The sequence below is a fragment of the Bradyrhizobium sp. 25ACV genome (assembly GCF_054863005.1).
In genome coordinates this window covers 16,077-29,000 of sequence record NZ_JAVAYO010000002.1, presented here as the reverse complement: position 1 = coordinate 29,000, position 12,924 = coordinate 16,077, and the positions used below count along the sequence as shown (strand labels likewise).

Here is a 12,924-nt window from a genome sequence, read left to right as displayed (position 1 = left end):
CTATTTCGCCTGCTCGAGCTTGGCCGCCTTGGCGCGGTCGGACCACCAGATGTCGGGAGCGCCGACGCCATTGGCGTAGCGCGGCAGCTTCTGCGAATGGCTGAACTGATCCCAGTACGCGAGCCGGTGCGTCTTGTTATACCATTGCGGCACCCAATAGCGGCCGGCGCGGAACAAGCGGTCAAAGGCGCGGCAGGCGACAGTCAATTCCTCGCGGCTCTCGGCTGCCATGATCTTCTCGATCATGGCGTCGATCGCCGGGCTGGCGACGCCCGCGAGATTGTACGAGCCCTTGGTTGCGGCGACTTGCGACGAGAAGAACGCCCGCATGGCATCGCCCGGCGTCGCCGACATGCTGAAGCGCTGGATCGTCATGTCAAAGTCGAAATCCTCCACGCGCGCGCGATATTGCACGGCATCGACGAGGCGGAGGCTCGCCTCGATGCCGAGCGTCCCCAAGTTCTTGATATACGGTGCGTGATGCGGCTGGAGCGAGGGCTCCTCCGCCAGGAATTCGATCTTGAACACCTCTCCGCTCGGCAGCATTCGCTTGCCATCCTTGATCGGAAAGCCCGCTTCGTTGAGCAGCTGCTGCGACTTGCGCAAGAGAGCTCGGTCCTGCCCCGATCCGTCGGAAACCGGCGGCGCGAAGGGCGCAGCGAACACCTCGTCGGGAACCTGACCGCGGAATGGCTCGAGCAGCTTCAGCTCTTCCGGCGACGGAGGCCCGTTGCTGGCCATGAGATCGGAGTTCTGGAACGGCGACACCGTACGGGCATAGGCGCCGTACATGATGGTCTTGTTGGTCCATTCGAAGTCGAAAGCGTCGATCAGGGCCTCACGTACGCGGGGATCCCTGAATTTCTCGCGCCGGGTATTGATGAACCAGCCCTGCGCGCCGGATGGCGTGTCGTCGGGCACGATCTCGAGCTTGACGCGGCCATCCTTCACGGCCGCGAAGTCGTATCGCGTCGCCCAGATGCGTGAGGTGAACTCTTCCCGGTAGAGATAGTTCTTGCCGGTAAACCCTTCGAAAGCGACGTCGCGGTCGCGATAGAACTCATAGCGCACGACATCGAAATTATAGGTACCGCGGCAGGGCGGCAGATCGGCAGCCCACCAGTCCTTCACCCGCTCATACTCGATATAGCGATTGACCTCGAACTTGCCGACCTTGTACGGACCGGAGCCCAGCGGGGTCTCCAGCGACGATTCATCGAACGGGCGAGACGCGTAGTACGCCTTCGAGAAGATCGGCAGGCTCGCGGCATAGAGCGGCACGTCGCGCGCCCGGCCCTTGGCAAAGGTAACGACGAGCGTTGCGTCGTCGACCGCCTCCGCGCTGACCATGTCGCGCAGCTGCACCAGGATCAGGGGATGGCCCTTGGTCTTCAGCGCCGTCAGTGAAAACGCCGCATCATGCGCGGTGAGCTTCGTGCCGTCGTGGAATTTCGCCTCCGGCCGCATCGTGAAGCGGTAGACCAGCTTGTCCGGCGATATCTGCACGGATTTGGCGGCAAGCCCGTACATCGCATCAGGCTCGTCGCTTGCCCGCACCATCAGTGGCGCAAACGTCATGTCCATGCCCTGAGCGCCGTCGCCCTTCAGGATGAAGGCGTTGAGCGAGTTGAAGGTCTGGTAGGATTGGTTGTAGGCGCGCACCGACGGGATGAGCGAGAACGTGCCGCCCTTCGGCGCATCGACGTTGACGTAGTCGAAATGGTGGAAGTCGGCGGGATATTTGAGATCGCCGAACGCCGAGATGCCGTGAACCTCAATCCCGGCTTCCGATGCATGCGCACCACGCAGCAGCTGCGCATTCAGGGACGCACCAACGGCGCTGCCGACACCCAAGGCCAGCACGTGGCGGCGTGACATCTGCCTCATGCGGGGAATATCCTTCACGACTTCTTTGCGATCCGCGCCGCCTTGTCTGCGTCGTACCACCAGATGAAGGGGAAGCCGGACAGACCGTATCTGGGCATTTCCGTCGGCCGGCCGAAGCGGTCCCAGCGCGCGGTGCGCACCTTCGTATAGGTCCATTGCGGCACGACGTAATGATTCCACAGCAGCACGCGGTCGAGCGCCTTGGTCGCGGCGACGAGCTGGTCCCTATCCTTCGCGAAGATCACACGATCGATCAGCTTATCTACCGCCGGATTCTTGATCCCCGTTATATTGTCAGACCCGGCCATGTCAGCGGCTTTAGAGCCCCAACGTTCTCGTTGCTCATTGCCGGGAGACTGCGACTCCCCCCAGGACTTTGTGACGATGTCGAAATCCCACTCCCGCGTCCTGTTTTCGTATTGCGTCGGATCGACCGTCCGCACGCTCACCGCAATGCCGAGCCGCTCCAGCGACGGCTTGTAGAACAGCGTGATCCGCTCGAAGCTCGGATCCGAGTTCAGCAGCTCCAGGGTGAACTGGGCGCCGGTCTTGACGTCGGTCAGCTTGCGGTCGCGCACCTCGTAGCCGGCCTCCTTGAACAGCCGCAGCGCCTCGCGCAGATTATCGCGAACAGCTTCCGGACTGCCGCCGACCGGATTGGCGTAGGCCGTGGTGAAGACTTCGGGCGGGACTTCGGCGCGGACGGCCTCAAGGATCTCGAGCTCCTGGCCCTGCGGCAAGCCGGTTGCCATCAGCTCTTCGATGCCGTCGAAATAGCTGCTGACGCGCTTGTATTGACCGAAGAAGATCTGCTTGTTCATCTCCTCGAAGTCGAACGCGTAGTTGAGCGCACGCCGCACGCGCGGGTCGCTGAACTTGCCGCGGCGCAGGTTCGGCACGAACGCCTGCATCACGCCCGAGCTGCGATTGGCGAACTCCTCGAGGATCACGCGCTTTTCGCTCACGGCCGGGAAGTCGTAGGCGGTCGCCCAGTTCTTCGCGCTGTTCTCGGTGCGCCAATCGACCTGGTCGGCCTTGAAGGCCTCGATCGCGACGGTGGCGTCGCGGAAATATTCGTAGCGCAGCTCGTCGAAATTGTTGCGACCGACATTGGAGGCGAGGTCGCGGCCCCAATAGTCCTTGACGCGCTCCAGCGCGATCGACCGTCCCGCAACGAAGTCCTTGACCCTGTAGGGGCCGGAACCGAGCGGCACTTCGAGCGTGGTGGCGGACACGTCGCGCTTGCGGCCCTGCGCGTCGGTCCCTTCCCACCAATGCTTCGGCAGGACTGTGAGTTGCCCGACGATCTGCGGCAGTTCGCGGTTGCCCGGCGCGTCGAATACGAATTTCACCTCGCGCTCGCCGACCTTTTCGGCCTTCACCACATGGCTGTAATAGGCCGAGTACATCGGGTGGTGCTTCTTGAAGGAATCGAGCGAGAAGATCACGTCATCCGCGGTGACAGGCTTGCCGTCGTGCCATTTGGCTTCCGGCCGCAAACGATAGGTTACGAAAGAGAAATCGTCCGGATGGCTGACGGCCTCGGCCAGCGCGCCGTATTCGGTCGAGACTTCGTCGAGCGAGGGCGTCGTGAGGGATTCGTAGATGAATGCGACGGCACCGGCGACCTGCCCCTTCACGCCCGACACGACGATATTGAAATTGTCGAAGGTGCCGACCGCGATCTGGCGCGCGACGCCGCCTTTGGGCGCTTCCGGATTGACGTAGTCGAAGCGCTTGAAGTCGGCGGGGTACTTGACCTTTCCGAACAGCGACAAGGCATGGCGCCAAGGAAGCTCATTCGCCGATTGCGCCTCGGCACTGCCGACGACGGAAAGGCCCGCTACGGAACCGAGGGCGGGGAGCGCTGCGGCCGCAGTGCCGGTGAGCAGGAGATCACGTCGGGTGATGGCCAAATCAACATTCCTGTCTTGAAGGAGGCTACTCCTTTAAGTTCCCAATATAGGCGAGGTTTCGACCGAATATGTTGCTTTTTCCTCATCTTGGAAGGCCGGACGGCCCGTCGGATGCGGCCAAACGCCCCGATAACGTCACCGCGAGGCCGGATAAGGAAACGGCCAGGCTTTTCAGCCTGGCCGCTTATTCCAAGATCGGGTTCTTGAGGCCTTACTTCGACGCGGTCGGCAGCGGCTGAGGATGCTCTGACAGCGAATTCAGATAGGCAATGACGTCGGCGCGCTCGGAATCCTTGGCAATACCGGCGAAGCCCATCGCAGTGCCCGGGATGAAGCCTTTCGGATTGGCGATGAACTTGTTGAGGTCGTCGAATGTCCAGGTACCGCCCTTGCCCTTCATGGCAGCGGAGAAATTGAAGCCGCCGCGGCCCTCACCCCTCTTCTCGCCGACGACGCCATAGAGGTTCGGACCGACGCGATTCGGGCCACCCTTCTCGAAAGTGTGGCAGGCACCGCACTTCTTGGCGGCCGCCGCGCCCTTTTCGACGGAGGCGGTCTGGAGCAGCTTTTCGATCGGCTCGGAGGCCGCGGCGGCAGCGCCGCCTTCCTTGCCGTGGCCGGCGTCTTCCTTCACGGCGATCTCGAAGCCCGGCTTTTCCGGCATCTTGGGCGAGAAAAGAGCCTGGGCGGTAAAGCTGGTCACCAAGAGAAAGAGACAGGTACCAAGCACGGCACCCATGATTTTATTGAGTTCGAAAGAGTCCATTTCCGGCCAGGCCCCACACCGCAAGAAGGATCGAGCGGCCGGGCGGCCGCCAGGACGAGCCTCGGGAGAATCAAACGTTCCCTATTGTTTCCCCGAGTTTTGCCATTGAGATATCGGTTTGCCCGGGGTCTGGCAACCCGTATAAGCGACCCGGCTTTCGGCCCGTCCCCACCCCATTTCTCGGCGCGGAAAACGCCCCGTTTCCAGGCTCTTGACCCGATGATCGATCCTCGCATCCTGGTGCTGATCCCGGCCCGTATGGCCGCCACCCGCCTGCCCGGCAAGCCACTCGCCGATATCGCGGGATTGCCGATGATCGTGCACGTGATGCGCCGCGCGGAGGCCGCCGGAATAGGCCGGGTCGCGGTCGCGACCGATACGCCCGAGATCGCTTCGGTCGTGACGGCCCATGGCGGCGAGGCCGTGATGACCAGCCCCACACACCCGTCCGGCTCCGACCGCATCCACGAGGCCATGCAGAAGCTCGATCCCGACGGCAAGGCGGAGATCGTGGTCAATCTGCAGGGCGATTTCCCGACGATCACGATCGACAACATCCGCGAGGTGCTGCCGCCGCTGCAAGACCCGGCCGTGGACATCGCGACACTGGCCTCGCAGATCCACACCGAGGAGGAGGACCTCGCCCCGAGCGTCGTGAAGGCGATCGGAACCTCACTCGGCGGCAAGCGCATGCGTGCACTTTATTTCACACGCGCGACTGCGCCGACCGGCGACGGACCGCGTTACCACCATATCGGCCTCTACGCCTATCGCCGCGCCGCGCTGGAGCGTTACGTTTCGCTGCCGCCCTCGCCGCTGGAATTGCAGGAGAAGCTCGAACAGCTCCGGGCGCTCGAGGCGGGAATGCGCATCGACTTCACCATCGTCGACACCGTACCCCGCGGGGTCGACACGCCGGCGGACCTGGAAACCGCCCGCAGCATCCTTTCCAAATCCTGAGCCGCTGTTACAAGGCCGACCCAGGAGCACTTTTTAGATATGAGCAAGATGAAGATCGCATTCCAGGGCGAGCCCGGGGCCAATTCCCACATCGCCATCGTCGAGGCCTATCCCGACGCCGAGCCGATGCCCTGCGCCACCTTCGAGGACGCGCTGTCGGCGATCTCCTCCGGCGAGGCCGATCTCGGCATGATCCCGATCGAGAATTCGGTCGCGGGCCGTGTTGCCGATATCCATCACCTCTTGCCGGCCTCCGGCCTTTTCATCATCGGTGAATGGTTTTTGCCGGTCCGGCATCAGCTGATGGCGGTGAAGGGCACCAAGCTCGACGACATCAAGAGCGTTGAGAGCCATGTGCATGCGCTTGGCCAATGCCGGCGCATCATCCGCAAGCTCGGCGTCAAGCCGATCGTGCATGCCGACACCGCCGGCAGCGCTCGCGACATCTCCGAGCGCAAGGACAAGACGGTGGCCGCGATCGCCTCCCGCCTCGCCGCCAAGATCTACGGCCTCGACATCCTCGCGGAGGACATCGAGGACGAGGCGCACAACACCACCCGCTTCGTGGTGCTGGCGCGCGATCCGAAATGGGCCGCCCAAGGCTCCGGCCCGCTGGTCACGACTTTTGTGTTCCGGGTGCGCAATTTGCCGGCCGCTCTCTACAAGGCGCTCGGCGGCTTTGCCACCAACGGCGTCAACATGACCAAGCTCGAAAGCTACATGGTCGACGGCAATTTCTTCGCCACGCAGTTCTACGCCGACGTCGACGGCCACCCTGAAGACAAGGGTCTCGCTTTCGCGATCGAGGAGCTGAAATTCTTCTCGCGCGAATTCCGCATCGTCGGCGTGTATCCCGGCCACCCCTTCCGCGCGACGTTCAGCGAGACGCAGCAGGATTGATCTCGTGTCCCGGACGCGCGAAGCGCGAGCCGGGATCCAGCGGCGACGCGACCCGGCGCTGCGATGGGCCCCCGCTCAGCAGCGCACCGCTGAAGGGCCTGCGCTGCGTCCGGGGCATGGCAGCTCCTATGCGGCGCCCGGCTTCACCAACCCGAACGCCTCCGCGAGCAGCGAATACGACTTCTTCCGCGCCTCGTGATCGTACACCGCCGTGATCACCATCAGCTCGTCAGGCTTGCTCGCGTCGATCAGCGGCTGCAGCTTCTTCCGCACCGTCGCGGGGCTGCCGACGAACAGGCGGGAACGGTTGCGGAGGATCGAGATGCGCTCGGAGTCGGAATAAGGATAGGCCAGTGCCTCTTCGACGCTCGGCAGCGGCAGATATTGACCGCGGTCGCGGCGCAGCCGGTTGAGGTCGAACGAGCTGGCGAGCCGTTCGGCCTCCTCATCGGTATCGGCGGTGATGACGGCGACCGCGAGGATCGCTTGGGGCGCCGCACGCCAGACCGAGGGCTGGAAGCGGTTGCGATAATGCACCATCGCATCGACCGCATCGTGGGACGCAAAATGATGCGCGAAGGCGAAGCCCATGCCGACCTGTGCGGCGAGCTCCGAGGAATAATCGCTGGAGCCGAGCAGCCAGATCGGCGGCAGTTTGGTGTCGTCGGGCATGGCGACGACGTTGTGGTAGGGGTGACCTGCGGGGAATTCGCGGGTCTCCCACAGAATCAGCTCGTGCAGCCGCTCCAGGAAATCGTCGCCCTCGCGGCGGTCGAGCCGGCTCCGGAGCGCATAGGCGGTGGCGCCATCGGTGCCGGGCGCCCGGCCAAGGCCGAGGTCGATACGGCCGGGAAACAGGGCCTCCAGCATCTTGAATCGCTCGGCGACGACCAGCGGGGCGTGGTTGGGCAGCATCACCCCGCCGGAGCCGACGCGGATATGCTTCGTCACCGCCGCTATCTGGCCGATCATGACGTCTGGCGCGGGACTCGCGACCGAGGCGAGGTTGTGATGCTCGGCGAGCCAGTAGCGGACATAGCCGAGGCCATCGACATGGCGCGCCAGGTCGATGCTGTTGCGCAGCGCCGCGGCGGGCCTGGTGCCTGATGTGACGACGGAGAGGTCGAGGACTGAGAGCGGGATCATGGCGCGCTAACCTAGTGGAGGGCCGCGCGGCGACAATGGGGCGGCTGCGCAGATCTGACGTGTGCCGACCGCGAGCCCGTGCACCGGACCGAACCGAGATGGTGGGCTAAAGACAACCCCAACAACATCGATTCCATTCTGCCCACCTAAGTCGTCTGCCTCAGACATCCATCAGAACCCCCACAAACTATTGAAATAATTATATTATTATGAAGACACCGGCATCCCATTCAGGCCGATAGATGTTCAATAATTCAGCCATTGTTGGCATAAGTGGGCCATTTCCCATCATTGATGGGCTGTCGATCAAACTACCTTTGTCCTATCATAGGCTCTCCCAAGCTAGACCTGACCGTCGGCCGCCAGGATCTGGCGGCACATCTGGAGCGAGTGGTGCCATGACCGATCTGACGATTCCTGCCCGAGCCGACGGGCAAGACGGGCACCTGAAGCGGCCTGCGATCTCCTTCGAGTTCTTCCCGCCCAAGACGGAAGATATGGAGCGCAATCTCTGGGAAACCATCAACCGGCTCGCTCCGCTCGACCCGAAATTCGTCTCGGTGACCTATGGCGCCGGCGGCTCGACCCGCGAGCGCACCCATTCGACCATCGCCCGCATCCTGAAGGAGACCGCGCTGCTGCCGGCGGCGCATCTGACCTGCGTCGGCGCCTCGCGCGGCGAGATCGACGAGATCGTCGACCGCTATCACGAGGTCGGCGTCCGCCATATCGTGGGCCTGCGCGGCGATCCCGCCGGCGGCATCGGCACGCCCTATGCCAGCCATCCCGACGGCTATCAGAGCTCGGCCGAGCTTGTCGCGGGGATCAAGAAGCGGCATGCCGACATCGAAGTGTCGGTGTCGGCCTATCCCGAGAAGCACCCCGAAGCGCGCGACTTCGATGATGATATCGACACGCTGCAGGCCAAGGTCGATGCCGGCGCGACGCGCGCGATCACCCAGGTGTTCTTCGATAACGACCTCTATTTCCGCTATCTCGACCGCGTGCGGGCGCGCGGCATCGACATCCCGATCGTGCCGGGCATCATGCCCATGCACAATTTCAAGCAGGCCCGCAATTTCGTGACGCGCGCCGGCACCACCGTGCCCGACTGGTTCGCCGCGAAATTCGAAGGCCTCGACGACGACGCCGAGACCCGCAAGCTGGTGGCCGCGACCGTCGCGGCCGGCCAGGTGCAGAAGCTCGCCAAGCACGGCGTCGACACTTTCCATTTCTATACCATGAACCGCGCCGATCTCGTGTTCGCGATCAGCCATTTGCTCGGCATCCGCGCCAAGAGCGCGCAGAAGGCGGCTTAAGACAACATGACCGTACCCACCTCTCCGAAGCGAACTGCCCTGCTCAACGCCGCGCGCGAGCGTATTCTCGTGCTCGACGGCGCCATGGGCACGATGATCCAGAACCTGCAGTTCGACGAGAAAGCCTTCCGCGGTGAGCGCTTCAAGGACTTTCATCGCGACCTGCGCGGCAACAACGATTTGTTGATCCTGACCCAGCCGCAGGCGATCGAGGACATCCACGCGGCGTATTTGCGCGCCGGCGCCGACATCGTCGCCACCAACACTTTCTCCACGACGTCGATCGCGCAGGCCGATTATGACCTCACCGACATCGTCTACGAGATGGCGCGCGAAGGCGCCCGCCTCGCCGGCAATGCCGCACGGCGCGTCGAGGCCGAGGACGGCAAGCCGCGCTTCGTCGCGGGCGCCATCGGCCCGACCAACCGCACCGCCTCGATCTCTCCCGACGTCTCCAATCCCGGCTACCGCGCCGTCACCTTCGACGATCTGCGCAAATCCTATGGCGAGCAGATCCGTGGCATGCTCGACGGCGGCGTCGACCTGCTGCTGGTCGAGACCATCTTCGATACGCTGAACGCCAAGGCGGCGCTCTATGCGATCGCCGAGATCACCGAAGAGCGCGGCATCGACATGCCCGTGATGGTGTCGGGCACCATCACCGATAAGTCCGGCCGCCTGCTCTCCGGCCAGATGCCGGAAGCGTTCTGGCATTCGGTGCGGCACGCCAAGCCTGTGACCATCGGCTTCAACTGCGCGCTCGGCGCCGAAGACCTCCGCGCGCACATTGCTGATATCGGCCGCGTCGCCGACACGCTTGTTTGCGCTTACCCGAACGCCGGCCTGCCCAACGAGTTCGGCCAGTATGACGAGACGCCGGAATACATGGCGCGCCTCGTCGGCGAGTTCGCGCGCGATGGCCTCGTCAACATCGTCGGCGGCTGCTGCGGCACCACGCCGGACCATATCGCGGCGATCGCCGCCGCGGTCGCCCCGCACAAGCCGCGCATCGTGCCGGAGATCGCATCGCGCCTGCGGCTGTCCGGCCTCGAGCCCTTCATCCTGACCGACGCGATCCCGTTCGTGAACGTCGGCGAGCGCACCAACGTCACGGGCTCCGCCCGCTTCCGCAAGCTGATCACGGCCGGCGACTACACGGCGGCGCTGCAAGTCGCGCGCGACCAGGTCGAGAACGGCGCGCAGATCATCGACGTCAACATGGACGAGGGCCTGCTCGACTCCGAAGCCGCGATGGTGACGTTCCTCAACCTCGTCGCCGCCGAGCCCGACATCGCCCGCGTCCCCGTGATGGTCGATTCCTCGAAATTCTCGGTGATCGAAGCCGGCCTGAAATGCGTGCAGGGCAAGCCGGTCGTCAATTCGATCTCGATGAAGGAAGGCGAGGAGAAGTTCATTCACGAGGCCAAGATCGCCCGCCGTCATGGCGCGGCTGTCGTCGTGATGGCGTTCGACGAGGTCGGCCAGGCCGACACCTTCGCGCGCAAGACCGAAATCTGCAAGCGCGCCTACGACATCCTGGTGAACAAGGTCGGCTTCCCGCCTGAGGACATCATCTTCGATCCGAACATCTTCGCGATCGCGACCGGCATCGAGGAGCACAACAATTACGGCGTCGATTTCATCGAGGCGACGCGCTGGATCCGGCAGAACCTGCCTGGCGCGCACATCTCGGGCGGCGTCTCCAATCTGTCGTTCTCGTTCCGCGGCAACGAGCCGGTGCGCGAGGCGATGCACTCAGTGTTCCTGTATCACGCCATCAAGGCCGGCATGGACATGGGCATCGTCAATGCCGGGCAGATGATCGTCTATGACGACATCGATCCTGAGCTGCGCCAGGTGTGCGAGGACGTCGTGCTCAACCGCGATCCGGGCGCGTCCGAACGGCTGCTGGCGCTCGCGGAGAAATTCCGCGGCAACAAGACCCAGACCAAGGAAGCCGATCTCGCTTGGCGCGAATGGCCGGTGGCGAAGCGGCTGTCGCATTCGCTGGTGCATGGCATCACCGAGTTCATCGAGCAGGACACCGAGGAAGCCCGCAAGGCTTCCTCGCGTCCGCTCGACGTGATCGAGGGCCCACTGATGGCCGGCATGAACGTGGTCGGCGACCTCTTCGGCGACGGCAAGATGTTCCTGCCGCAGGTGGTGAAGTCCGCCCGCGTGATGAAGCAGGCGGTGGCCTGGCTGATGCCGTTCATGGAGGAAGAGAAGGCGCGCAACGCCGCGAACGGCATTGGCACGGAAGGCTCCTCCTCCGCGGGCAAGATCGTGCTTGCGACCGTGAAGGGCGACGTCCACGACATCGGCAAGAACATCGTCGGCATCGTGCTCCAGTGCAACAATTTCGAGGTGATCGACCTCGGCGTGATGGTGCCCGCCGCCAAGATCGTGGAGACCGTGAAGGCGGAGAAGGCCGACATCGTCGGTCTCTCCGGCCTGATCACGCCCTCACTCGACGAGATGGCGTTCTTTGCCGGCGAATTGCAACGCGAGGGCCTCAAGCTGCCGCTGCTGATCGGCGGCGCCACCACGAGCCGCGTGCATACCGCAGTCAAGATCGACCCGAGCTATCGCGCCGGCCCCGTCGTGCATGTCAACGACGCCAGCCGCGCCGTCGGCGTTGCGTCCTCGCTGCTCTCGCCCGAGAAGCGCGAAGCCTATGCCGCCGAGGTGCGTGCCGAATATGCAAAGATCTCGGACGCGCATCTGCGCGCGCAGGCCGACAAGAAGCGTCTGAAGCTCGCCGCAGCGCGCGCCAACCGCGTGCCGGTCGACTTTGCCAAAAGCAAGCCGGTGAAGCCGACCTTCCTCGGCATCCGCAGCTTTGACGACTACGATCTCGCCGAGCTGGTCGACTGCATCGACTGGACCCCGTTCTTCCAGACCTGGGAACTCGCGGGGCGCTTCCCCGCCATCCTCGACGATGCCAAGGTCGGTGAGGTCGCACGCTCGCTCTACGACGACGCGCGCAAGATGCTCGACACCATCGTCAAGGAAAAATGGTTCCGGGCGCGCGCAACGATCGGCTTCTGGCCGGCGAACGCGCAAGGTGACGACATCGCGCTCTTTGCCGACGAGAGCCGCACGAAGAAGATCGCGACGCTGCACACGCTGCGCCAGCAGCTCGAGAAGCGCGAAGGCCGCTTCAACGCGGCGCTCGCCGACTTCGTCGCGCCCGCGGGCGTGCCCGATTATGTCGGCGGCTTCGTCGTCACGGCCGGCATCGGCGAGGATGCGGTCGCCGACCGCTTCAAGATGGCCAACGACGACTACTCGTCGATCCTGTGCAAGGCGCTGGCCGATCGTCTCGCCGAGGCCTTCGCCGAGCGCATGCACGCCCGCGTGCGCCGCGAGTTCTGGGCTTACGCGCCGGACGAGACGCTCTCCAACGACGAGCTGATCCTCGAGAAGTATCAGGGCATCCGCCCTGCGCCGGGCTATCCCGCGCAGCCCGATCACACCGAGAAAGCGACGCTGTTCGAGTTGCTCGATGCGGAAGCGACCTGCGGCGTGAAGCTGACCGAGAGCTTTGCGATGTGGCCGGGCTCCAGCGTGTCCGGGCTCTATTTCGCCAGCCCCGAGAGCTATTATTTCGGCGTCGGCAAGATCGAGCGCGACCAGGTCGAGGACTACGCCGCGCGCAAGGGCATGACGGTGGCGGAAGCCGAGCGCTGGCTCGCGCCGGTGCTGAACTACATCCCATCGCGAGAGGACAGCGACAAGGCCTTTGCGGCAACGGCGGCGAACGACGAGACGTCGAAGGATCTCGCCTCGCATCCGCCGGGCTGCACCTGCGCCGTGCACCTCGTCTGGCAGAAGAAGCGCGCAGGGGCGGGATAGACCCCGCTCTAGCTGCAAAACCAAAAATCTGAAAAACAACCCCATGCACAGTAGCGATGGGGTTGAAAATCCTGAGTAATTTCGGTCTTGCCGAAGCGGCTTGCTCCGTCGGGCAAAGCACTGGTAATGTTCCATCATCGCCTGCCGCGTGAGTTCCGCACTCGATGCCGCG

8 protein-coding genes are annotated in these 12,924 nt (G+C 63.9%); 4 read left to right on the top strand and 4 right to left on the bottom strand.

What is annotated here, in order from left to right; translation table 11 throughout:
• From RAD04_RS03875 to RAD04_RS03865, 3 genes are all read right to left on the bottom strand, one after another.
• Entirely contained in the window at positions 1-1,887 is a 1,887-nt protein-coding gene (locus RAD04_RS03875) for an extracellular solute-binding protein (protein WP_461622728.1), read from the bottom strand.
• A gap of 14 nt (positions 1,888-1,901) precedes the next feature.
• Positions 1,902-3,803, bottom strand: a complete 1,902-nt coding sequence (locus tag RAD04_RS03870; protein WP_461622727.1) for an extracellular solute-binding protein — start codon at positions 3,801-3,803, stop codon at positions 1,902-1,904.
• A gap of 211 nt (positions 3,804-4,014) precedes the next feature.
• A complete protein-coding gene (locus RAD04_RS03865; protein ID WP_092254355.1) occupies positions 4,015-4,569 on the bottom strand; it encodes a c-type cytochrome in 555 nt (184 codons plus the stop codon).
• Positions 4,570-4,788: 219 nt separating this feature from the next.
• Here RAD04_RS03865 and RAD04_RS03860 point away from each other — a divergent pair, with 219 nt between their 5' ends.
• On the top strand, positions 4,789-5,529 hold the full coding sequence (locus RAD04_RS03860) for a 3-deoxy-manno-octulosonate cytidylyltransferase (RefSeq protein WP_461622726.1): 741 nt from the start codon (positions 4,789-4,791) through the stop codon (positions 5,527-5,529).
• A 39-nt stretch (positions 5,530-5,568) separates the two neighbouring features.
• Positions 5,569-6,429 (top strand): prephenate dehydratase, encoded by an 861-nt coding sequence (locus RAD04_RS03855; RefSeq protein WP_461622725.1) that lies wholly within the window; start codon positions 5,569-5,571, stop codon positions 6,427-6,429.
• Between the two features lie 126 nt (positions 6,430-6,555).
• On the opposite strand, the gene RAD04_RS03850 is transcribed toward RAD04_RS03855, so the two are convergent.
• Entirely contained in the window at positions 6,556-7,575 is a 1,020-nt protein-coding gene (locus tag RAD04_RS03850) for an LLM class flavin-dependent oxidoreductase (protein WP_461622724.1), read from the bottom strand.
• A gap of 398 nt (positions 7,576-7,973) precedes the next feature.
• On the opposite strand from RAD04_RS03850, the gene metF reads away from it, so the two are divergent.
• On the top strand, positions 7,974-8,894 hold the full coding sequence (gene metF / locus RAD04_RS03845; protein ID WP_461622723.1) for a methylenetetrahydrofolate reductase [NAD(P)H]: 921 nt from the start codon (positions 7,974-7,976) through the stop codon (positions 8,892-8,894).
• Positions 8,895-8,900: 6 nt separating this feature from the next.
• Entirely contained in the window at positions 8,901-12,752 is a 3,852-nt protein-coding gene (metH, locus tag RAD04_RS03840; protein ID WP_461622722.1) for a methionine synthase, read from the top strand.
• Positions 12,753-12,924 lie beyond the last annotated feature (172 nt).

Coding starts and splice junctions, on each gene's coding strand:
- RAD04_RS03875 (WP_461622728.1), bottom strand. CDS start 1,887: ATGAGGCAGATGTCACGCCGCCACGTGCTGGCCTTGGGTGTCGGCAGC.
- RAD04_RS03865 (WP_092254355.1), bottom strand. CDS start 4,569: ATGGACTCTTTCGAACTCAATAAAATCATGGGTGCCGTGCTTGGTACC.
- RAD04_RS03855 (WP_461622725.1), top strand. CDS start 5,569: ATGAGCAAGATGAAGATCGCATTCCAGGGCGAGCCCGGGGCCAATTCC.
- metF (WP_461622723.1), top strand. CDS start 7,974: ATGACCGATCTGACGATTCCTGCCCGAGCCGACGGGCAAGACGGGCAC.
- RAD04_RS03860 (WP_461622726.1), top strand. CDS start 4,789: ATGATCGATCCTCGCATCCTGGTGCTGATCCCGGCCCGTATGGCCGCC.
- RAD04_RS03850 (WP_461622724.1), bottom strand. CDS start 7,575: ATGATCCCGCTCTCAGTCCTCGACCTCTCCGTCGTCACATCAGGCACC.
- metH (WP_461622722.1), top strand. CDS start 8,901: ATGACCGTACCCACCTCTCCGAAGCGAACTGCCCTGCTCAACGCCGCG.